Annotated in this window: 18 protein-coding genes; 10 read left to right on the top strand and 8 right to left on the bottom strand. The window is 43.5% G+C overall.

Features of this window, described 5'->3' with window-relative positions:
- Positions 1–94: 94 nt before the first annotated feature.
- The 3 genes from ATG66_RS11485 to ATG66_RS11475 form a co-directional block, all read right to left on the bottom strand.
- Entirely contained in the window at positions 95–1,411 is a 1,317-nt protein-coding gene (locus ATG66_RS11485; RefSeq protein ID WP_179885683.1) for a D-serine ammonia-lyase, read from the bottom strand.
- Between the two features lie 102 nt (positions 1,412–1,513).
- Positions 1,514–2,608, bottom strand: coding sequence for a 3-phosphoserine/phosphohydroxythreonine transaminase (serC, locus tag ATG66_RS11480; RefSeq protein ID WP_179885643.1), 1,095 nt, complete (start codon positions 2,606–2,608; stop codon positions 1,514–1,516).
- Positions 2,609–2,747: 139 nt separating this feature from the next.
- Entirely contained in the window at positions 2,748–4,016 is a 1,269-nt protein-coding gene (locus tag ATG66_RS11475) for a DUF945 family protein (RefSeq protein ID WP_098415425.1), read from the bottom strand.
- A 185-nt stretch (positions 4,017–4,201) separates the two neighbouring features.
- Between ATG66_RS11475 and ATG66_RS11470 the strand changes: the two genes are divergently transcribed.
- The 3 genes from ATG66_RS11470 to ATG66_RS11460 all read left to right on the top strand — a co-directional run bounded on the left by ATG66_RS11470 (position 4,202) and on the right by ATG66_RS11460 (position 7,428).
- Positions 4,202–6,136, top strand: coding sequence for an ATP-binding protein (locus tag ATG66_RS11470; protein ID WP_098415424.1), 1,935 nt, complete (start codon positions 4,202–4,204; stop codon positions 6,134–6,136).
- 2 nt (positions 6,137–6,138) lie between these two features.
- Complete coding sequence (locus tag ATG66_RS11465; RefSeq protein WP_098415423.1) at positions 6,139–6,636, top strand: response regulator; 498 nt, start codon at positions 6,139–6,141, stop codon at positions 6,634–6,636.
- Between the two features lie 243 nt (positions 6,637–6,879).
- Positions 6,880–7,428, top strand: coding sequence for a hypothetical protein (locus ATG66_RS11460; RefSeq protein ID WP_098415422.1), 549 nt, complete (start codon positions 6,880–6,882; stop codon positions 7,426–7,428).
- 171 nt (positions 7,429–7,599) lie between these two features.
- On the opposite strand, the gene ATG66_RS11455 is transcribed toward ATG66_RS11460, so the two are convergent.
- A complete protein-coding gene (locus tag ATG66_RS11455) occupies positions 7,600–8,187 on the bottom strand; it encodes a TfoX/Sxy family DNA transformation protein (RefSeq protein ID WP_098415421.1) in 588 nt (195 codons plus the stop codon).
- 369 nt (positions 8,188–8,556) lie between these two features.
- Here ATG66_RS11455 and ATG66_RS11445 point away from each other — a divergent pair, with 369 nt between their 5' ends.
- The 5 genes from ATG66_RS11445 (at position 8,557) to ATG66_RS11425 (ending at position 14,341) form a co-directional block, all read left to right on the top strand.
- Entirely contained in the window at positions 8,557–9,477 is a 921-nt protein-coding gene (locus tag ATG66_RS11445) for an HDOD domain-containing protein (RefSeq protein WP_098415419.1), read from the top strand.
- Between the two features lie 151 nt (positions 9,478–9,628).
- Positions 9,629–10,534 (top strand): lysine exporter LysO family protein, encoded by a 906-nt coding sequence (locus ATG66_RS11440; RefSeq protein ID WP_098415418.1) that lies wholly within the window; start codon positions 9,629–9,631, stop codon positions 10,532–10,534.
- A 200-nt stretch (positions 10,535–10,734) separates the two neighbouring features.
- The gene (locus tag ATG66_RS11435; protein ID WP_098415417.1) at positions 10,735–11,247 is read left to right on the top strand and encodes a hypothetical protein; all 513 of its coding nucleotides are present in this window, start codon (positions 10,735–10,737) and stop codon (positions 11,245–11,247) included.
- A gap of 279 nt (positions 11,248–11,526) precedes the next feature.
- Positions 11,527–13,179: a pyridoxal-dependent aspartate 1-decarboxylase PanP gene (gene panP, locus ATG66_RS11430; protein WP_098415416.1), complete on the top strand. Its 1,653-nt coding sequence runs from the start codon at positions 11,527–11,529 to the stop codon at positions 13,177–13,179.
- Between the two features lie 307 nt (positions 13,180–13,486).
- On the top strand, positions 13,487–14,341 hold the full coding sequence (locus ATG66_RS11425; protein ID WP_098415415.1) for a MurR/RpiR family transcriptional regulator: 855 nt from the start codon (positions 13,487–13,489) through the stop codon (positions 14,339–14,341).
- Positions 14,342–14,418: 77 nt separating this feature from the next.
- Here ATG66_RS11425 and ATG66_RS11420 read toward each other — a convergent pair whose 3' ends face one another.
- A complete protein-coding gene (locus tag ATG66_RS11420) occupies positions 14,419–15,657 on the bottom strand; it encodes an iron-containing alcohol dehydrogenase (protein ID WP_098415414.1) in 1,239 nt (412 codons plus the stop codon).
- A gap of 443 nt (positions 15,658–16,100) precedes the next feature.
- Here ATG66_RS11420 and ATG66_RS11415 point away from each other — a divergent pair, with 443 nt between their 5' ends.
- Positions 16,101–16,367: a GrxA family glutaredoxin gene (locus ATG66_RS11415; protein ID WP_005378026.1), complete on the top strand. Its 267-nt coding sequence runs from the start codon at positions 16,101–16,103 to the stop codon at positions 16,365–16,367.
- Positions 16,368–16,544: 177 nt separating this feature from the next.
- On the top strand, positions 16,545–18,227 hold the full coding sequence (locus ATG66_RS11410; RefSeq protein WP_098415413.1) for an aspartate:alanine antiporter: 1,683 nt from the start codon (positions 16,545–16,547) through the stop codon (positions 18,225–18,227).
- A 77-nt stretch (positions 18,228–18,304) separates the two neighbouring features.
- Here ATG66_RS11410 and fabV read toward each other — a convergent pair whose 3' ends face one another.
- From fabV to ATG66_RS11395, 3 genes are all read right to left on the bottom strand, one after another.
- Entirely contained in the window at positions 18,305–19,507 is a 1,203-nt protein-coding gene (gene fabV / locus ATG66_RS11405) for an enoyl-ACP reductase FabV (protein WP_098415412.1), read from the bottom strand.
- 178 nt (positions 19,508–19,685) lie between these two features.
- Positions 19,686–21,968, bottom strand: coding sequence for an acyl-CoA dehydrogenase (locus ATG66_RS11400; protein ID WP_098415411.1), 2,283 nt, complete (start codon positions 21,966–21,968; stop codon positions 19,686–19,688).
- A 94-nt stretch (positions 21,969–22,062) separates the two neighbouring features.
- Positions 22,063–22,686 (bottom strand): TetR/AcrR family transcriptional regulator, encoded by a 624-nt coding sequence (locus ATG66_RS11395; RefSeq protein WP_098415410.1) that lies wholly within the window; start codon positions 22,684–22,686, stop codon positions 22,063–22,065.
- Positions 22,687–22,969 lie beyond the last annotated feature (283 nt).

The raw sequence follows: 22,969 nt of genomic DNA, 5'->3' as shown, positions 1-22,969 counted from the left end.
AGGTTCAGATACGCAAAGGGCTCATCGTTCGATGGGCCCTTTTTGTGTATTTCGTAATAACGTTAAAATGCTTGGTTGAACAAGTACGGCTGACTTAACGGCCAGACTTCGCTAAATAAGCCGCCATTTCAGCGTCTGGCACCATGCCTCCGCCAGTCGCCCAAACTAAGTGTATTGCATTCTTCAATGTACCTTCCGTGATCGCCATGCGAGCCTGATACTCTCGGCCATTCGATACATGCACCGCACCAATCATGCCTGCTAATGCTGAAGGCTCTAAGCGGATCTCTTCTAACTCGCTCAATTCTCCCAAATGACGATACATACGTTCATCGGTGATGGTGTAATAACCATCAATTAGCCTTTCCATCGCTCTACCGACAAAGCCAGAAGCTCGCCCGACAGCTAGGCCATCTGCAGCGGTCATGTTGTCGATACCCAAATCTTGTACCGCAATCTCGTCATGCAAGCCGGTATGCACGCCCAGCAGCATGCACGGAGAGTGCGTTGGCTCGGCAAATATACAATGAACATGGTCGCCAAAAGCCATCTTAAGCCCAAATGCGACGCCGCCTGGTCCTCCGCCTACTCCACAAGGTAAGTAGACAAACAACGGATGATTTTCATCAATCACAACGCCGAGAGCATCAAACTGCTGCTTCAGACGCTCACCTGCAACAGAATAACCCAGAAACAGCGTCTGCGAGTTTTCATCATCAATAAAAAAACAGTTAGGATCTTGCTCAGCTTCTTTACGGCCTTGATCAACGGCAACACCATAGTCTTGTTGGTACTCCACCACGTTGACGCCATGCGATCGGAGTTTATTTTTCTTCCACTCCCGCGCATCAGCAGACATGTGAACCGAGACTGAAAAACCAAGCGTTGCACTCATGATGCCAATCGACATGCCTAAATTCCCTGTCGAACCGACGGCAATATTGTATTGTCGGAAAAACTGACGAAACTCCTCACCAAGCAGTTTGCTGTAATCATCGCTTTCGCAGAGCAATCCAGCGTCAAATGCCAGTTTTTCTGCATGGGCTAACACTTCGTAAATGCCACCACGAGCTTTAATTGAACCAGAAATTGGCAAGTGGCTATCTTTCTTGAGCATCAAGCGCCCCAGAATTCGTGTGCCGTACTGCTTTTCCAAATGGGCTTTCATAGCTTCAATATCAACCATCGGTGATTCAATAATGCCATTCGATCTAGCCGTTTCAGGAAAAGCTTTCTCTAAATAAGGAGCGAAACGCGTGAGTCGCTCACTCGCAGCTTGAATGTCTTTCTCACCTAAGCCCACGTAAGGCAGCGCCTCAACCAAGGACGTGATATTAGGATTAAACCAGCAAACTTCTTTCAGTTCGATAAGTTGTTCTAGGAGTGGGAATTGCTTTGTCAGCGTTTCCATATTCTGCTTGATCACTTTACCTTCCCGATCTTACGCTAATTTGGATAAACAAAAGCGCCGCAAGTGCGACGCTTTGATAAATAACAGTGAATTAATTTGATTTTACGCGTAGTTTTTCTCAAACTCTTGCATAAAATCCACTAACGCTTGGACGCCTTCTAGCGGCATTGCGTTGTAAATAGAAGCCCGCATACCACCGACGGCTCGGTGACCTTTTAGCGATTTCAGCCCTTTGGCATCGGCTAGTTCAAGGAAGGTTGCATCCAGTTCTGGCTTCGCAAGTTGGAATGGCACGTTCATCAAAGAACGGTTCGCCGGATGAATACCATTACGGTAGAAGTCAGACTGATCGATGTAATCATAAAGCCGTTTTGCTTTTTCTCGGTTTACCTTCTCAATACTTTTAACGCCACCTTGTGCTTTTAGCCATTTGAACACTAGGCCAGATAAGTACCATGCGAAAGTCGGTGGCGTATTGAACATCGACTCTTTCTCTGCAAGCACGGTATAATCTAAAATGCTTGGTAAAACTTGCTTCGCCATCCCTAATAAATCCTCACGAACAATCGCGATTGCAATGCCGGAAGGACCAATGTTTTTCTGCGCACCTGCGTAAATCACACCGTATTTCGATACGTCGATCTCGCGAGAAAGAATCGTCGAAGACATGTCAGCAACGATTGGTTTGTCAGTGATGGGTAGATCATTGATTTCGATACCATCGATGGTTTCATTTGGACAAAAATGCACGTACGCCGCATCAGGCGCAATCTTCCACTCACTGGAAGAAAGAACGGCCACTTTACCGTCGATTTTTGTTTTAGCATCAAATACGTCTGGTTTGCAGTATTTCTTCGCTTCAGCTACCGCACTTTCAGCCCAATAACCGCCGTCGATGTATGTTGCTGTCTCAGCATCACCAAGTAGGTTTAGAGGAACAGCAGCAAACTGAGCACGAGCACCACCTTGGCAGAACAGCACTTTATAGTTAGCTGGAATATTGAGAAGATCACGCAAATCTTGCTCCGCTTCCTCAGCTACTTTAAGAAACTCTTTGCTTCGGTGACTGATTTCCATGACCGAAGTTCCTAGACCTTGCCAGTCAATTAGTTCCTGTTGTGCTTGCTGCATAACTGCTTTAGGCAGACCTGCTGGCCCTGCACTGAAGTTAAATACGTTGTCCGTATTTTGTTCCATGATGCTCATTGCTCCTGCTATGTAAATATTAAGAAATTAATATCATGTTTTTACATCGATAAAAACAAGAAAAGAGGTCTTACGACCTCTTTTTAAATGCTAAACGCCAAATAGGATAGAATCCGTAGCAATGCTTAAGCTATTGTTGTGACATCAGGGCAGGCATTAGCAATGCCACCAAAGGAAATTCATGTCCATTTTCGAACTTTAACTTTCCTTCACTGATCTTGGCTTTTAGTTCATAGCCGCCCTCTATTTTTTCAATCAGCTCCATAATAAGTAACTCATCAATGCCTTCTTGAATAAACGGATATTGATCGACCAGTTCATCTGAGAAGTAAGTATTTAGCTCGCCCGTTGTTACTGTCATCAGTTTCATAGGATCTTGAGTAATGTTATCGGTTCCTTGAGGGATTGATAATTTCCATTCGTTGCGGAACGTCCCCTCACCAAACGCGAGCGAAAGCTCATTCACGGATAAATTAAACCCTTTGCTGAATAAGGTATCAACGTGCGGTAGTAGGCTCGCAATATCTTGCTCATCTAGGATTGGAGAGCCTTGGTAGATCGACATGATTTGATCGAAGGACTGGCTATCAACATCGGCAATAGAGAAGTCTAATTGAAACTTATCAATATCCGTACCATCGGTTAAACGTATTTTCTTGGCGTTGAGGTTCAATTGGCTATTCAACTTGTCGCCAGATTCATTCATCATCGTGTTACCACGATAACTCGCATTCTCTATCAAAAAAACAGGTGTCAAGTTTGCGTCCACCACATCCAGCTTCTCTAAAGAAAAGGTTTGTTCACCTAACCAGTAACCCTTGGCCTGTTTACCCTTACCTTGTCCTGTCAATGTATTTAGGTGCAGCTCTTCACCGTTTTCAAAAGCCATTTGAACAGAAGGAACCGACACTTGGTAATTGATATCACCAAGTACGGTCACATCACCGGTCACTTTTGCAGGGCTGGTTGAAACAGAAACACCTTGAGCTTCATTACGATAATGCCAGCTATCTAAGTTAAGCGTGAATGCAGTATTACCGTTAAGCTGAGTTTGACTGTGCATCGTCAACGGCAAAAAGTCGTTATCCACTAACGTTGAGTCAGCGGTTAGACTGGTTACGCCATGGTTGACATCACTGATCACATCAAACGTCGTCGGCATACCATCACGTTCTAACTGTAGTTTGAGTTCTGGATCAACAACTGAATACCGGGTAAGAACAACAGAAGACAGATAGCCTCGTTGATACTCAACCACTTCTCCTTTGACCATTTCATCATTTATATCGGCGATACGATCTTCGATGATGGACTGACCCATTTGACCGACAGCAAGCGGCCAACACAGCGCTAACGCGATTGCACCACCAATGGCGCCGATTTTTTTAAGATTTTGCATAACGTCACTTATTAGGTATTTTCAGTCAGTCTACCCCAAACTTTCAATGGATAAAACATTGAAACAAATCAGACTATTGATGCTTATTCTAGTCCATTAATCAGGAATCATACCCAGCTCCCACTCATCGTGTGCTTTTATTGTTAAAGTTTGCGTGGCAAAGTTTTAACCGGAGCTAAATATCTGTGAACCGTTATGCTGTGTTGTGCCTCGACAACAATCCAATCAGTGCTGAACAGTTTCGGCTGGAGCTGTCTGCTTTCTCAAGTATGTTTGATATTCTTTCTGTCGAATCAATAGAAGAAGCGCAGAGCGCATTAGAGTATTTAGAACAACGAGAACAGACTGTCGCTTTAGTTATAGCCAGTCACCACACCCATTTTAACGGGGTTGATTTTCTTATCGGTTTAGACCGAACGCCTCACACCGAACAAGCAAGAAAAATTCTCATTAGTTGCTCCTCCGATATCGATGCCATTCTGACAGCCGTCAATGAAGGGCGACTTGATCATTGCCTTACGAAACCTTTGCCAGATAAAGTCCTGTTCAATACTGCGAAAAAAGAACTGACTCAGTTTATTTTGCGCAATGGCAGAGAAGACCTGCTCAGTTATAGTCAAGTTTTGGATCATCATAAACTGCTACGTGCTCACATCGATAACCAGATGAGCAGCTACCACGCTGGTTTTTTACACGACTATCATTCGATGTCTGATAGCGAACTTGCAGAACAAGTGATCTCTGCTTTACAGCAGTTTTTCACAGACAATGACGAAACAAGAGCTTGTCGCACTTACTCTCCGGAACACTTCTTAACCATAGAGGGTAAACCCAATAGCTTTTTGTGGTTTATTACCAGTGGTGAAGTTGCTCTCTATAAAAGAGATGAACAAGGTATGCAACGAGAAGTCGTACGCCACAACAAAGGAAACATCGTCGGCGGCATGTCGTTTGTGACTGGTGAGAGTTCTTTCTCAACAGCCCTGACACTAACAAGAACGGAGGTCATCAAACTCGACCGCAATGTGTTTCAAAAAGTAATGCAGAGTGACTCAAATTTATTACCTCTCTTTACCAACTTGCTGCTACGCCACTTCAATCGCCGCTTACAACGAAGCATCAATACCAAGCTCCAACTTCAAAAAACGCTAGAATCGTTAGAGTCCGCCCACCAACAATTAATTGAGCGGGAGAAGATGGCGATGTTAGGTCAGTTGGTCGCAGGGGTTGCTCATGAACTCAATAATCCTATCGCAGCCATATTAAGAGGGGTTGATAACCTTACCCATACACTTGAACAATTACTGAGCGAAACGCCTTCCCCTTCTGTTCAAATGAAAGGCTTGGAATTACTGACTAGCGCTCAAACCGCGAAACCTGCATCTACCGCGGAGCTAAGATCTCGAGTTAAGGCACTTTGTCATAATCTGCCTGACAGAGCCTTAGCCAAAAAAGTGGTGACCCTAGGGTTAGAGTCCGACAACGAATTAATCAGCCAGCTGGCTAAAAAACAAACCACGCCTTCTCACACGCTTGCATCACTTGAGCAATATCACAAAGTCGGTGCTTCTCTTCGCTCGATTAATGTTTGCGCGGCACGTATTGCTGATATGGTCAAAAGTCTTAAAGGTTATGCTCGTTCAGACGATGAGCGTTGCCACTATGCCGATATTCATGAAGGGATTGAAGATACGTTAGTGATCTTCGAAAACAAATTGAAACTGCATAAAGTTTCAACCAATTATGCAAATTTACCACCTATACTTTGCCAACCCATTGCGCTCCAACAGGTATGGACGAATTTAGTTTCCAATGCCATTGACGCTTTTCCGGACAAAGGGATCTTGAAAATACAAACAAGCTTAGTTGAAAAAGCAAACAAGAATTATGCGGTTATCTCATTTGAGGACAATGGGTGTGGTATTCCGGAATCGCAAAGAGAGGCGATTTTTGAACTCAACTATACGACAAAACGAGAAGGTAACTTTGGCTTGGGTATCGGACTTTCTATCTGCCAACAAATCGTCACGGCTCATAAAGGATGGATTGACGTCGAGTCGGTACTCAACACATTTACACGTATGACAGTCTGGCTACCCGTCATCGAAGAAGGAGATTAAATATGACGAAATACCTAATTTTATGTGTTGATGACGAAAGGGAAGTCTTGGATAGTGTTCTTCAAGACCTCGCGCCATTCGAAGAGCACTTTATTGTCGAGGGAGCGGAATCTGTGACTGAAGCAAGGCAAGTTATCGAAGACATGGCGGAAGAAGAGGTTCAGCTTGCGCTTATTTTGTGTGACCACATCATGCCGGAACAAACTGGGATAAGCTTCTTAATTGAACTCAGTCAAAATGGTGACACAAAAGCAGCACGAAAACTGTTACTAACCGGGCAAGCTGGATTGGAAGATACTGTTGAAGCGGTAAATCATGATAGCTTAGACTATTACATCGCGAAGCCTTGGAACGGTGAAGCGTTGAGAAAAGCAATTATATCTCAGCTTACTGCCTTCATAATAGACAATGACGATAACTTACTATCATGGACTCAATCTCTTGATTCAGAAGCGATACTTAACGCCATGGCTGAGCGAAGAGCAAGTTTTGGTGAGTGATACTCCCCATCAACAGACAGTCTTCTCATCAAGGTTCACGGTATAAACTAGTTATCAAGTTAGTTAAGAACACATGGCATAGTTTTTGCTTAGACAAAGCAACAATTAAGTTAATTGACAAAACATCGACACATTTTTGTTGGTCGTCGACCTTCCTTTTTATTATGATGTCGGACAAATCAGATTATGGTTCAAGTATTTGCTTGAATCCGTGGAAATAATGAATAAGGTTTATCGTTAGTTATGCGTAAAACACTATTAGCCGCTGCCGTACTCGTGGCATCAAGCCCTGCCCTAGCGGCAAACGACCCCAATTCGCCTGCAACTATGAGCAACTTTAGCTACGACTATTTCGAAGCACGTATTGGTGCAAGTCCTGTAACATTTGGCGCTGGATTCAGCAAATCAATTCACCCAAATGCCCACGTGATTGCTCGCATCGACTCTGAATTTGAAAGTGATTTTGACTCAGCCGCAGGTTTTGGCTTTCATTCTCCACTGAACAATTGGGCAGATCTCACTGGCGAAATGCTGATGCGCGTTGTACAACCATCAAGCCACAGCAGCGCAGATGTAGGTATGGAACTGAACTTAGGCGTTCGTCAATGGCTAGGTCCTCAATTAGAGGTCGGCGGCAAAGCTGGCTACGTTTCTATTGATAACGATGATGACTGGACAGGTGCTGCGTACGCACGTTTCCACTCCACAGAGCTTTTCTCTTTGGGCGCAGAAGCACGTATCAACGATTTCTACGGCGATCAAGTGATGTTCACTACGCGCTTTAAGTTTTAAACAAGTACTTATAAAAAAACCGAGGTTCTAACCTCGGTTTTTTATTGTAATGATTAACTCAATGAAGTGGTTAAAAACATCAACATCCTTTTCCGCTTTCAACGCTCAACGCTTGCTTTTACGACCCGCTGACCTCATAAAAACGAGTCCATCATAATGCGCCTAGCCTGCTCATTCACAGAGCGCAAGCAACTGCTTTTTACGTGGTTCTTGAATGAGCTTCCAGTGCACACCGTCAGTGGCACCAGCAAACTTCCAAAGCAACTTCACGTCAACATTGTTACCGTAAGCCACTTTCACTTTGTTGAAGACTTTAACAGGTCCAAGTTCCAAAAATGTTTCTACGTCATCAACGCCTGCTTTCTTGACCATCCGCTCAAGTGTGAGCTGCATATTTGGCAGATCTCTTAACCGTTTACTGGCAGAGGACTTTTGATATTTTCGCTCCTTGATTGAGTAGTCAATTGATTTTTGTACCAATTCATCCAGCCCTGCATATCCGGACTCAAATAAATATGTTACATCGTAATAATTTACGGTTGCCGTCGTCTGTTTTTTAACGTGTTTGTATTTTTCACAGTTCAGTTGAGTAAACGTTTCGTCCAGTCCATTACCACCACGCAAGTAACAACAAGCATTGCTGACAAGCGCAAACATAGCATCATCGGTAAATAACCCGATACCACCAAACATAGAACGTTTTTGATACTCATTAAAATTGCGTACATATTTAAAAAAAGCTTGGTCTGTCATGTCCATTGACCTCTTTAATCTGAATAAATTACCCCGATTAGCGATGTCACCAGATAAACAGCAGCTCATAGCGAATTGTAAATGTCGATTTGTTGGCGATATTTTTGTGAGTTGTGTTCACCAACCTTGTTTAATCATACTTAACGCTGAAAAATAAGTTAGGACATGAGTCACATATAAAAAAGCATAAACCAATCATACGTGATTGGTTTCACAATTATGTTGAATAGATGATAATTTTTTGACGTACTTTCTGCCGAAAACCATGCATCATTATGATCGCTATGGCATTTACGCGTACAAGCTGCGCATTTTATTGATAAAGAATACAGTGTAAGGGTACACTGTGCGAAAGATCTCAAGTACAGCGTTATAATGGAACATTTATCATTTTTTTGGCTGCCTGATAATAAAGATAAGCTTATAAAAGCATTAGAATCCGAGTTTGCTATATTAGTTGAGCAGTCCATTGCTACGGGTAAAATTGCTCTTCCCCCTATCCCTGATGTCGTGCTCAAAATTCAACAACTATGTTTAAAAGAGAATACGACGGTTTCAGACGTTGCCAACTGTTTGTTAGAAGATCCCGGCTTAGCGGCAGTTGTTCTGCGAGTCGCAAACTCTGTGGTTTTCAATCGCAGAAATATTACCTGCAACGACTTAACCACCGCAGTGTCTCGTCTTGGTATTCTTCGCGTGCGTGATATTGTTACCGCCCAAGCGATTGAACAACTCAAGCACTCTGTGAACTTAACTCAAGAATGCAACGCAATCTTAGTCAAAAGCGCGGCGGTATCACGAGAACTCGGTGCTGTAATGGTATTGCTGGTGCAAGCGTTCCGCAAACATGAACTTAAGACTTACAGTCATTTAGAACAAGAGAAAGCATTGCTCGTTGGGCTATTGGCCGATATTGGTCTGTTTTGTCTAATTAATGAGTATCACCTGTACTTAGATAGAGGCAACTACTTGGCTCCTGAGATTGCATTACAAATTTTCCAAACTCGTTGCGCTACGACGAGTAAATTGGTACTTGAACGTTGGGGGTTTGATAACGACTTTAGAGAAGTTTCTTCTAACGAAAAGTATGATCAAACACGCCCAGAAGTCAGCTATCTAGACATAGCAAGAATTGCCAATCACTTATTGATGTTCCGTAATCATGACGATCATATTGATGAACACGAAGTTGAGTTCAATTTAACTGGTGCTGAAGTCTTGTATGAATTTAGTAATATGAGTGATACTGATTTCAATAATCAAATTAGTACTGTGCTCAGTGCTAGTGGCTTATAACTCATATTCATCAAACGTCACTTACGGAAACGGTTCGCTCAAGGCTGAGCAGCGTTTTATCTGTAGTTAAGTGCCTCACTCTACCAATCAGATCGATAACCAGTCAGTTCCTTATTGGTTGGAGTTATCTAAAAAGGAATCATTGCGTTTTATGTTCTCAGGGATGCTATTCATTTTTTCCCCACTTGTAGTTGGGTATCTAATTCCTATTTCTCGCGCTTCACTATTGGAAAAGATTAATCAGTCCACGTCCTACCTTATTTACGTCATTTTGTCGTTAATGGGGCTGAGTCTGGCTGCGCTCGACAACTTAAGTAGCAACTTACAGAGTATTTTACTTTATGCTTTCACCTTCTTTTTATGCTTGAGTGTTTGTAATCTTTTGGCGTTGCCTATTATTGATAAAGTTATTCCTCTTCAAACTAACCAGAACCAAAAGAAACTGCCTTTATCATCCATGGCAATGGAGTCTGTAAAGCTGATTGTCGTCGTTAGTGCTGGCTTAGTGGCGGGGTTACTTTTACCTATTGATTTAAGCTGGGTGGATACCGCAAGTGAGTGGATACTGTTTCTGTTGCTCTTTTTTATTGGAATTCAACTACGCAACAGCGGCCTTACCCTGCGCCAGATATTGCTAAACAAACAAGGAATGGCCATTGCCGCTATCGTCATAATGACGTGTATGCTTGGTGGCTTGATTGCCTCTATAATATTAGATCTCCCTCTTTACCAAGCGTTAGCGATGGCTTCGGGGTTTGGTTGGTATTCGTTAGCTGGTATTTTGATGGGCGACGCGTTTGGCCCAGTGTTTGGCGGCGCCTCTTTCTTAATCGAGTTAATGCGAGAGCTTGTGGCGCTCGTTGCTATCCCTCTGTTTATCCGCAGCCATCCGTGTACCTCAATAGGTTATGCTGGCGCAACCGCCATGGACTTCACTCTGCCAGTGATTCAGACTACTGGTGGCGTACGCTGTGTGCCGGTCGCAATAGTTAGTGGTTTTATTTTGAGTTTACTGGTGCCAGTTATGATGCTTTTCTTTGTATCACTTGCTAGCTAGATCTCAGGTTTTAACCTTAACATCCATTACAATACCGCAAAAATTTAAATACCCAGTTAACTTTAAAGTGGTCAATATATTAGTAAACTCTACATCCTGTTTTGTCATTGAGCCCAATGAATTATTACGACTAGACAGAGTCGAGTATCACTTGATGCACTTTACGTTAATGAAGGAATAACAAACCAGAAGGAAGAAGAATGAAACGCTTTGTCGTTGCAGCGCTCCTCGCTACCAGCTCAACTTTTACCTTTGCCGCAGATCAACAGTGTCTCGCGAGCAAATACGATGGCTATGTCGATGCTTCATTACAATGGTATCAAGATCTTGTTGACTTAACCGTCACTCAATACCCAGAGCTAGACGAAGTTAGCCAATGGTTCCTAGATGGCCGTAAACACCACTTTGAACTCAATCGCGAAGCCGTTCACTATTTTCTAAAGAACGATCCTAGCCGTGTCGCGACAGAAAAGCCTATCGAAGCTTGGTTAAATCTGGAGCAACATGATGTTAAGCAACTGGCAAGCCGCAATGATGAGTTGGGTGAAGTAGCAAAACAAACTTTCAATGACCGTCAGTCAACAAATCACCCAAAAAACTACGAACTTCGTTCTGCTTTTGCTGATTTGCTTAGTCATCCACAGCAAATTGATTCTGCACTCAGCAAATATAATCAGTCCATTGAAAAGATTGAAAAGCAAATGTGCAACTGATACCAATAAAAGCACCTATTTTGCAATCGTGTGGGAAAGCACTTGAACGCAAAACGAAGCTTTTCGATAAGTAGTGATTCTAAATCAGAATTAGAGCGCAGTTGCCGAGTGCTTTAACACACTAGAAGAAACCATTATTTACTGCAATTGGTATAACCCTCACTTTGATTTTTTCATTTCAGTAACATGGGGTTTCAACAATTAAAACGGGACTTTGCGCCCGTTTTAGTTTAGATTGTGCCGCTCGCATTACCACAATAACTACAAAGATTCTTTGCTATGGTTAAGGAACAAAAAGCCGCTGACGTTAGCTTTGAGAGCTTGTTAAAGATCTTCACTGTGCCAGAAGGTCCAGAGTCAACGTTAACCAAAATTGACGAGAGCCTCTCGCGAAACCTAAATCAGTTTCTTCGTGAACACATCGTGGCAGAAGAAAAGCCTTTACGTGAAATAGAAAAAGATTTTTCTTCTGCTCAGATTCCTGAGCAACCTGAATTTGTATCAGACCATACTGAGCATTTGCTAGACACTTTGGTATCACACTCGGTTCATACCTCCGCACCAAGCTTTATTGGTCATATGACGTCGGCACTGCCTTACTTCTTGATGCCTCTGTCTAAGATCATGATCGCCTTAAACCAAAACTTGGTTAAGATTGAGACGTCTAAAGCTTTTACACCACTTGAGCGCCAAGTGCTAGGCATGCTACATCGCTTAATTTATGGCCAAAAAGATACGTTTTATCGCGAATGGATGCACAGTGCGAACCACTCTCTCGGTGCTTTTTGCTCTGGTGGAACAATTGCCAATATTACGGCACTTTGGGTCGCACGTAACAAAGCTTTAAAAGCCGATGGCGAGTTTAAAGGCGTAGAAAAAGAAGGCCTGTTTAAAGCCATGAAACACTATGGCTATGACGGTTTAGCCGTTCTAGTTTCTGAGCGCGGTCACTACTCGCTCAAGAAAGCGGTTGATGTGCTTGGTTTAGGCCAAGACGACTTAGTCGCGGTAAAAACAGACGCCAACAACCGTATTATTGTTGATGACCTTAAACAAAAGATCGTCGAACTACAAAAGCATAACATCAAACCCATCGCTGTGATTGGCGTTGCAGGCACAACAGAAACGGGCAACGTCGACCCTCTGCAACAGATTGCTTCAATATGCCAAGAACATCACTGTCACTTCCACGTTGATGCCGCTTGGGGTGGTGCTACATTAATGTCTAATCACCACCGCCATCTTCTTAACGGTGTTGAAATGGCAGACTCGGTGACAATTGATGCACACAAGCAGCTCTATATTCCTATGGGTGCTGGGATGGTGCTGTTTAAAGAGCCAGACGCAATGAAGTCCATCGAACACCACGCTCAGTACATTTTGCGCAAGGGTTCAAAAGACTTAGGTAGCCACACGCTAGAAGGCTCGCGATCCGGCATGGCAATGTTAGTTTATGCCGCGATGCACATCATCAGTCGACCAGGCTACGAATTACTGATAGACCAGAGCATTGAAAAGGCGCATTACTTCGCTCAGTTAATCAAGCAACAAAATGATTTTGAACTGGTATCTGAGCCTGAACTGTGTCTACTCACCTATCGTTACTTGCCAGCCAACATCCGTGAGGCTTTACTAAAAGCGCAAGGTACACAAAAAGAAAAACTGAACGAGCTCATTAACCAGTTAACGCAGTTTATTCAGAAACGCCAACGTGAGACGGGTAAATCATTTGTGTCGCGCACAAGACTAAACCCAGTGCAATGGCAACGCATGAACACGATCGTTTTCCGCGTCGTACTTGCCAATCCATTAACCACCAAAGACATATTAAGTGTCGTCCTTGAGGAGCAGCGCGAAATCGCTCAACAAGCACCAAATTTGATAGCTAAAATCCAAGAAATAGCCATCGATATTTTGTCATCGTCACGATGACAAACATGAGTTACATCAATTTGAAATTTTTTTTCTTTTTGATGTAACTCAGACATCATTATCGTGCGACTAACGCAACAAGTCTTAGATTCCACATCCAATTCTGTAGTTTTTACAACATTTTGTTTGAGGCCTGTCAAATTATCACTAAATAGTACCCGTTATTGGTTTAGACTGATTGAAGATCAGGTTTATACTGATTCTATGGCGCTGGTTGTTTTCGTTAACGCCCTCTCTACTCTGGAATCTACGTGTTTCCTACCGTTAACAGAACCAGCGAGTTGTTCTCTATACCCTCGTGAACACTATGAATACATTAGAAAAAATTCAAAAAAACTTGGAGAATTTCAGTAAGTCAGAGCGCAAAGTTGCGGAAGTAATTATGACGTCTCCACAAACTGCAATTCATTCAAGCATTGCAACGTTAGCTAAAATGGCTGACGTAAGTGAGCCCACTGTAAATCGCTTCTGTCGTCGTCTGGATACCAAAGGCTTTCCAGATTTTAAGCTTCACTTGGCACAGAGCTTAGCCAACGGTACACCTTACGTTAATCGTAACGTGGAAGAAGATGATGGCCCAGATGCATACACCCATAAGATCTTCGAATCAACAATGGCTTGTCTTGATGTCGCGAAGAATAGCTTGGATCCAATGCAAGTTAATCGTGCTGTTGACTTGTTAACGCAAGCGAAGCGCATTTCTTTCTTCGGTCTCGGCGCTTCTTCTTCGGTTGCTAGAGATGCACAAAACAAGTTTATTCGTTTTAATATTCCAATTACTTGTTTTGAAGATATTGTCATGCAGCGTATGAGTTGTATTAACTGTAGTGAGAATGACGTCGTGGTTCTCATTTCTCATACTGGTCGCACAAAAAGCCAAGTTGAGATTGCGCACCTTGCGCGTGAAAACGGTGCTACCGTCATTGCGATTACGGCCAAAGACTCACCTCTAGAGAAGGCAAGCTCATTGGCGATTACGCTTGATGTCCCTGAAGATACCGACGTTTATATGCCGATGGCGAGTCGTGTGGTTCAAATGACGGTGATTGATGTATTGGCGACTGGCTTCACACTTCGCCGTGGCACTGGGTTTCGTGAAAACCTTAAGCGCGTCAAAGATGCATTAAAAGACAGTCGTTATGACAAATTGAGTCAATACTAAACACCCACGTTTATATTGACCATTGAGTAAAGGGGAGCTTTGGACTCCCCCTTTTTTCCATAAGCCTTAAATAACTGTTAATCATTCACACTCGATAAATCCGACCTTGACTCCAATACCTCGACTGAACTTACGTGCTGAGTGCTTTCTGCTGAACAATCTCCACTGCAATTACACACTTGCCGCAATATATCTATCAACCGGTCTTGGTTAAGAGGTAAAGGGTTACCTTTAATTGCAACTGATTTAAGGGCATCGCTGGCAACCTGTTCAAATGACGTTTGACACACACCAAACTTTCCGAGTAAGGGCAGTTCTAACTTGTCTAGAACCATCGTGACCCACAACACACCATCATGTTCATTCGCATTCGCACGGTCTGTTACCAGTTGAGCAAGTTTACGGTAACGATTAATCACATCATTTCTACCCGCCAGCTTTGCTGCGTTGATATTTTCTTGCATAACATGTGGAGCAAGGCGTGCAGTTATGACGCTGTGAGGAGCATCTAATTTACCTCCCAAGGCAGAAGCTAATCCGTGTGCCGCCCCCAACTTGGCATTGGTGATAGCCATACCGCCAAGCAAGGCAGCAAACGACAGATCCGATCTTGCTTTGTGGTTATCTTGTTTACAACCAGCAATTACAGAATGACTTAAGCGTCGTAAACCTTCTTCACATACCATATCGGTTAAGGGATTTGGTTCGCCACAAACATACGCTTCCATCAAATGCGTGAACGCATCCATCGCACCACGTCCGGAGGTATATTGATCAGTGCCGTAGGTTAATGTTGGGTCAATAATAGCAACATCTGCCAGCATATCTGGGCTTCGGAGACTCACCTTCACTTTATCTTGACCAGATTTTAATACCGCGTTTCTAGTCACTTCCGAACCTGTACTTGCCGTGGTAGGAATAGCCATAAAGTATAGTGGTTTCGCTTTTAGTGGCACATTTCTACCCACGACTTCAACATAATCATAAACGTTACCTTGATTAGGGATAATCGCTGCTAACGCTTTCCCCATATCGATGACGCTGCCTCCCCCAATCGCGATCACCATGTCAGGTTGAAATTTTCTTCCGAGCACAGCGGTCTCTTCCACCATTGTGATGTAAGGCTCACCACTAATAGCGACGTGCTGATAGCGCATACTTTGAGCTTTAAGGTAATTGATGATGGGCATGGCTCTTTGGGTATCTTTCCCTGTAACCAGTAAAACACTGTAGCCAAACTGATTGATAACGGACAATGATGACTGTAGCGCACCTTCACCGAAAATAATCCTTGTTGCCGTCATAAACTGAAACATACATTTCCTCCCCAAACGATATACCCAAATAACCTCGAGGCGTGTGCTTTAACCAGAATGAGTTGGAAATTGCGGGGACGCTACGCAGGTCCTTTAAACTCGGCTCAGTGACAGCGCTCTTCATCCTACATTTGAAGTGATTTGGGTATAGCGATTATTAGATTGCTACGGATTGCAGTAAAAAAAATTGACCGAATCTACTTTGCAGCTATTAACCCTATAAAAGATATGCTTTTATGCGGTGCCTCACATTGTTTTGTGACTCTAAATCACAATGCACGTTTAGTTTTTATTCGATAGATTTCACCGATAGAACCAAGAGGCAATTGCCACTTTATTTCCGTACTTGGATCGGGCATAGTTACTGCAACAAAAGAGAGCGCACTCAAACGCTGTGTTTTTTATACGCTTTCAAAAAGAATAGATTTAGGAGAAATAAGATTATGTTCGTTGTTATCTTTGGTCGCCCTGCATGTCCTTTCTGTGTTCGTGCGAAAGAGCACGCAGAAACGCTAAAAGCAAAACGTGACGATTTTAACTACCGTTACGTTGATATTCATGCTGAAGGCATCTCTAAAGCAGATCTCGAGAAAACCGTTGGCAAGCCAGTTGAAACTGTTCCTCAAATCTTTATTGATCAAGAGCATATCGGTGGCTGCGATGAGTTTGAAGCTTACGCGAAAGAACACTTAGGTCTATTCGACGAGTAATAAACACTAGTCTTTGATAGAAAGCCGCTTTATGCGGCTTTTTTATTATTTATCAGAACGTTACTTCCCTACGTTAACTAATGGTAAAACCTAAAAAAATTCACTTATCTTTTTGCTATATTTAGTTACAATTCGTAGTTCTTAATCTTTTTGGCACACACTTTACCGAGCCACACAGTGAACATAGACGTCGTATACCTTCTTGAGCAAAACCCAATCCTGCTAATCTTCGTCGTATTAGCCATTGGCCTTGCCATCGGCAAAATCCGTTTTGGAAAGTTGCAACTAGGCAACTCCATTGGGGTTCTAATTACCTCGCTCGTTATGGGGCACCTTGGCTTTTCCTTTAACGCAGAAGCGCTGACCATTGGCTTTATGCTGTTTATATACTGCGTTGGCATTGAAGCTGGCCCTAACTTTTTTGGCATCTTTTTTAGAGATGGTAAGCACTATTTTATCTTAAGTATGACCGTACTGGTTTCAGCGGTGAGTTTAACTTATGGTCTTAGCCACTACTTTGGCCTGGATTTTGGGTTATCTGCAGGTATGATGGCCGGAGCCTTAACAGCAACCCCGGTACTTGTTGGTGCACAAGATGCACTTAACTCAGGCCTTGCCACTATACCGCGCAACATGGATTTTTCGTTGGTATTAGAAAATCTATCCGTTGGTTACGCAATGGCTTATCTGGTGGGATTGATCAGCATGATCATGTTCGCCAAGTTGCTCCCAAAGCTACAAAAACAGAACCTTTCTGATTCTGCGCAGCAAATTGCACAAGAACGTGGCCTCGGTAACTCTAGCCAGAGAAAAGTATACTTACCTATTATTCGTGCTTATCGCGTTGGCCCAGAGCTCATTGATTGGACCGATGGCAAGAATTTACGTGAGTTGGGTATTTACCGCCAAACGGGATGTTACATAGAACGAATCCGCCGGAATGGCATCCTCGCCCACCCTGATGGTGACGCCATTTTGCAAGAAGGCGACGAGATTGCGCTTGTAGGTTTCCCTGATAGTCATGCCCGTTTGGATCCAAGTTTCCGTTACGGCAAAGAAGTGTTTGACCGAAACTTGCTTGATCTGCGCATTGTCGAAGAGGAAATCGTGGTAAAAAGCGACGCTATCGCAGGTAAGCGTCTATCCGATTTAAACTTATCGGAATTTGGCTGTTTCTTAAACCGCGTTGTGCGTGCCCAAATTGAAATGCCAATGGACTTAGATATCGTTCTCGCTAAAGGTGATGTCCTTCAGGTGAGCGGTGAGAAAAGCCGTGTGCATGGGCTTGCGGAAAAAATCGGTTTCATCTCAATTCATAGCCAAATGGCAGACTTACTCGCTTTCTGTAGTTTCTTTATTTTAGGCATTTTGTTTGGTCTCATTACTATGACGTTTGGGCAAGTGTCATTTAGTCTCGGCAATGCCGTTGGTCTTTTGTTATCTGGCATTACACTCGGCTTCTTACGAGCCAACCACCCCACCTTCGGTTATGTTCCGCAAGGGGCACTGAATATGGTCAAAGACCTAGGTTTGATGTTCTTTATGGTGGGAATTGGTTTAAGCGCTGGTGGTAAGATGTTTGAACACTTGGCTCAAGTTGGCCTACAGGTCATTGGTTTAGCCTTTATTGTCAGTGTTGTGCCAGTAGTACTCGCGTATTTAGTCGGCGCACACGTACTTAAAATGAACCGCGCATTACTTTTCGGTGCCATCATTGGTGCCCGTACCTGCGCCCCGGCAATGGATGTTGTCAACGATTATGCGAAATCGACAATTCCTGCGCTTGGTTATGCAGGGACATACGCTATTGCGAATATCCTGATGACCCTCGCAGGTACTATTCTGATTATTTTGAGCTAGGCTCAAGCTCATCGAAGACAAAAAAAGGCGCTCAACAGAGCGCCTTTTTGATATTGTTTATCTATCGAATAGATTGATTAGATTTGGATGAAGTCGGCTTCAACCGCTGGATTCACATCCGCTTCGTAGTCAACCCCTTCAACACCAAAACCAAATAGCTTCAAGAACTCTTCTTTGTATTCTACGTAATCAGTCAGTTCTTTTAAGTTCTCAGTCGTAATCTGAGGCCACAGTTCGCGGCAGTGTTGTTGGATATCTTCGCGAAGTTCCCAGTCATCTAGGCGCAGACGATTCATCTCATCTACTTCTGTTACACTGCCATCATCTTTATATAGACGCTGGCTGAACATGCGGTAGATCTGCTCCATACAACCTTCGTGCACGCCTTCTTCACGCATCTTCTTGAACACCATCGCAATGTACAATGGCATTACAGGAATCGCAGAACTTGCCTGAGTCACAACAGACTTAAGTACCGCTACGTTAGCACTACCACCTGTTGCAGCTAGTTTCTCATTTAACGCTGTTGCGGCACGATCTAGGTCCATTTTTGCTTTACCTAGTGCGCCATCCCAGTAAATAGGCCATGTTAGCTCAGTACCAATATAACTGTATGCCACTGTCTTACAACCTTCAGCCAGAACACCAGCTTCAGAAAGCGCATTAATCCAAAGTTCCCAGTCTTCACCGCCCATAACGGTTATTGTATCTTGGATTTCTTCTTCCGTTGCAGGCTCAACACTTGCTTCGATGATCACATCTTTATTGGTATCAACGGCCGTTGATGTGTAAGTTGCACCGATTGGTTTAAGTGCTGAACGTACAAGTTCACCAGTTTCTGGCATTTTGCGTACTGGCGATGCCAATGAGTAAACCACCATATCAATCTGACCCAAGTCTGCTTTAATCAGATCAATGGTTTTCTGTTTTGCTTCATTTGAAAAAGCGTCGCCATTAAGGCTTCTTGCGTAGAGGCCTTCTTCGCGAGCTAGCTTTTCAAAAGCAGCCGCGTTGTAGAAGCCCGCTGTACCTGTTTTCTTCTCTGTGCCTTCTTTTTCGAAGAAAACACCGATTGTTGATGCACCACCACCAAAAGCCGCAGCGATACGAGAAGATAGACCGTAGCCACTTGATGCACCGACAACAAGCACACGTTTAGGCGCATTTTTGATTGGGCCTTGTGCTTTCGTGTAAGCAATTTGTTCTTTTACGTTAGCTTCACAACCAACAGGGTGCGTTGTAGTACAAATGAATCCACGAATTCTAGGTTTGATGATCATATTCAACTTCCTTTAAAAAACCTTGCTAGGATAAAAGTTTCGTTCGGGTTTCGCATCTAATTTCTGTCAAAATGCTTAGAAAAGGCAAGTGGTTGGATCACTATCGCGCCAATTCTTGAATAAAAGATACAAAAAAGCACCTCAAAGAAGTGCTTTCGTTCTTAGCTTGATTTTTTTCCTATGCTGCCGGGTTCAAATGCGACTTTTTTGGGCAGTCAGTCCGCACTTCAGAAAAGTCGTGACTAAAGTGATCGACTTGAATCGCTTTGTAACGCAACTTGTCTGCAGCGATAATTTTATCAATTTCTCGCTCGGTTAAAACACCAGCCTCCAATGCTTGTTGTAAGCGGTCGTTTAACAGCCCTTTACGAGCCACTTTTCCATCCTTCGCTGCCTTCATAAGCTTACGCTCTAACGGTTTGATTTCATACATAGCAAGGAATGCATTTTCCATTAAGCCGACGCTATCGTCATCAGATTTGCCGATGTAACATAAATGCGTAAGTCGATCACGTTGCGTCCCCGGTGTCATCATGCTTTCCGCCAAACTCACACATAATTCATCACTTGGCTTGTTAAAGTGGTTACCTAGGGGGAATAACAACCCTTTCAATACACCACCCACATATTTTACTGGGAAGTTAGTATAAGCTTCATTCAGCGACTTCGACGCATTGTATAGACAGTGTTGGATTGAGTAGTGAACAAAGTTCAAGTCACCTTGTTGACGACCTTCATCTTCGTACTTTTTCAGTACCGCAGAGGCCATATATAAGTAGCTCAAACCATCCCCTAAACGGGCCGATATCATCTCTTTACGCTTCAAGTCACCACCCAGTGTCAGCATGGCAAAGTCAGCGCTCACAGCAAGTGCTCGGCTTAATCGAGAGATATCTCTGTAGTATGGTTGTGTCGGCCCGCTCATGTGTGCTTTAACAAAGCGAGAGCCAGTCAGTGCTGCGCCAAAGGCTCCAAAAGTATTCCCCATCGCATGCTTAATGTGTTTGAAAAGCAGTTCATCGAACTCTTTCGCACCTTGTTCTGAGTCCGGGTTAGCCGCGGCTTCCATTTCTTGAAGAACATATGGGTGACAGCGAGTCGCACCTTGCCCAAAGATCATCAAGTTACGTGTCAGAATATTTGCACCTTCAACGGTGATTGCAACTGGAATACCAACATAGTGCTTTGCAAGGTAGTTCATCGGTCCATCTTGAATCGCTCGGCCCGCATGAATGTCAAACGAATCGTTGAGAATCGTGCGCGCAATTTCGGTCATATGGTATTTGGCGATCGCCGTGACTATGCCTGGTTTCTCTTTCATATCGAGTGACGTTGTCGTCAGCGTACGAGTCGCTTCAAGAAGGTAAGTCAACCCACCAATGCGTCCCATGGCTTCTGCGACGCCTTCAAACTTACCGATAGACATGCCAAATTGTTTACGCACATAAGCGTAAGCGCCTGTTGTTCTCGTCGTTAAATGACCAATCGCAGTGCCTAGCGCAGGCAGAGAAATGCCCCGACCTGCAGATAGACACTCTACCAACATACGCCAACCTTTACCGGCATACTCAGAACCACCAATTAACCAATCCATTGGAATGAAGACGTCTTCACCACGAGTCGGGCCATTCATGAACGCAGAACCCAATGGGTCATGGCGCTCACCAATCTCTACGCCCTCATAATCAGCAGGAATAAGTGCACACGTTATACCAACATCCTTTTTATCACCAAGAAGGCCTTCTGGATCTTGCAGTTTAAATGCTAAGCCCAGCACGGTCGCGACTGGCGCGAGGGTAATGTAGCGTTTATTCCAACTCACGCGAACCCCCAACACTTCTTGGCCTTCGTGCATGCCGTAACAAACAACACCTTGATCAGGAATGCCCCCCGCATCAGATCCCGCTTCAGGTCCAGTCAACGCAAAACATGGAATATCCGTACCATCAGCAAGACGAGGTAACCAATAATCTTTTTGCTCTTGCGTGCCATAATGTGAAAGAAGCTCACCGGGGCCAAGTGAGTTCGGCACCATAACCGATACCGCAGCACTAATGCTTCGCGTCGCAATACGCGAAACAATGGTCGAATTCGCTAAAGCAGAGAACTCCCGACCGCCATAATTTTTGGAAATAATCAGCGAGAAAAAGCGCGCTTTACGTAGGTGCTCCCACACCTCCGGTGGTAGGTCTCGATCTTCTTTTACAATTTTCTGATCATCAAGCATTTCCAACAGTGTTTCGAGCTCATTGTCCATAAATGCCTGCTCTTCTGCCGTCAACTTTGGCGTTGGGTAATGGTGCAATGTCGTGAAATTTGGCTGACCGGAAAATATTTCGGCATCCCACCAAACACTACCTGCTTCCATCGCTTCTTTTTCAGTACTCGACAGCGGAGGTAACACTTTTTTGAAGACTTTAAAAGCTGGGTCACTAATCCATTTTCTTCGTAGAGAGCTCATAGTTCAGATCCTTTTGTTCACGTAACCGCTCAGGGCATAACTTTATTATTGGTTTAACTTGCTTATTTGTCTTGTGCTTGTTTTACGCCAACTATTACGCTGACATTCCAGCAGACAAATAAGGAATCAATAAATCGACAACAGACTTAGCGTCGACTTCCTGTTCAAATTTGCTATCCGCAAGCTCTAATAAAGCTTGACTTGAGGCCATCGTAAAGACACAAGTTCCTAGAGTGAAATGCAATCGCCAAAACAACTGCTCTTCAGATAACTCTGGGTTGGCCTTGATTATTGAGAAGGTAAACAGGTTCAATACTTCTTCATATCGAGTGGTAATAAACCAACGTAAGTGACCTTGTACATCTGTATACCCTCTACCAATCAGTAACATAAATAGCGCAGTGCCGTTTGGGCGTACCTCATTCAAAGTTCGTAACGGCAAACGAAGTGACTCAAACACTTCGTCCATGTTGTAGTTATCGCGTGTATTTAGTTCAACCAAAGAGCTTTTAATACTTGGCATCAGAGCCTCTAAGTATCTATCCAACACCGCTCTGACTAGCGTTTTTTTATCACCAAAATGGTAGTTTACTGACGCCAAGTTAACGTTCGCTTTTCCTGTGATCGTTCTCAGTGACGTATCATTGAAACCATGTTCAGCAAAGAGTCCTTCTGCGACATCGAGTATTTTTGCTTTTGTTGATGTTCTCGGGGCCATTTTAATCACTCGTATTAAACAACTGTTTGAAATATACTCCCGAAACCAAGAATTAACAAATGATTAACATCACACTTTTACCAATTGGTCCGACCAGACCAAAGCAACTACCACTTAATGCTTTGAGTTTAGGGCGAATGTTTTTACGTTCTTTCGTCGATGGCATAGCAAGACGATGAATGAGAGTTAAGTTATATTGGGAAGAAGTAAAGCTACTTTAGCTCTAACAGAAATCGAACTTAACCAGACGATCCGTTTCTGCTAGAACTAAAAACAAACTTTT

The sequence above is a fragment of the Vibrio sp. ES.051 genome (assembly GCF_002563795.1).
Taxonomy (GTDB): domain Bacteria; phylum Pseudomonadota; class Gammaproteobacteria; order Enterobacterales; family Vibrionaceae; genus Vibrio.
Note: the sequence above shows the minus strand (reverse complement) of the source record. Positions and strands in the feature narration are given on the sequence as shown.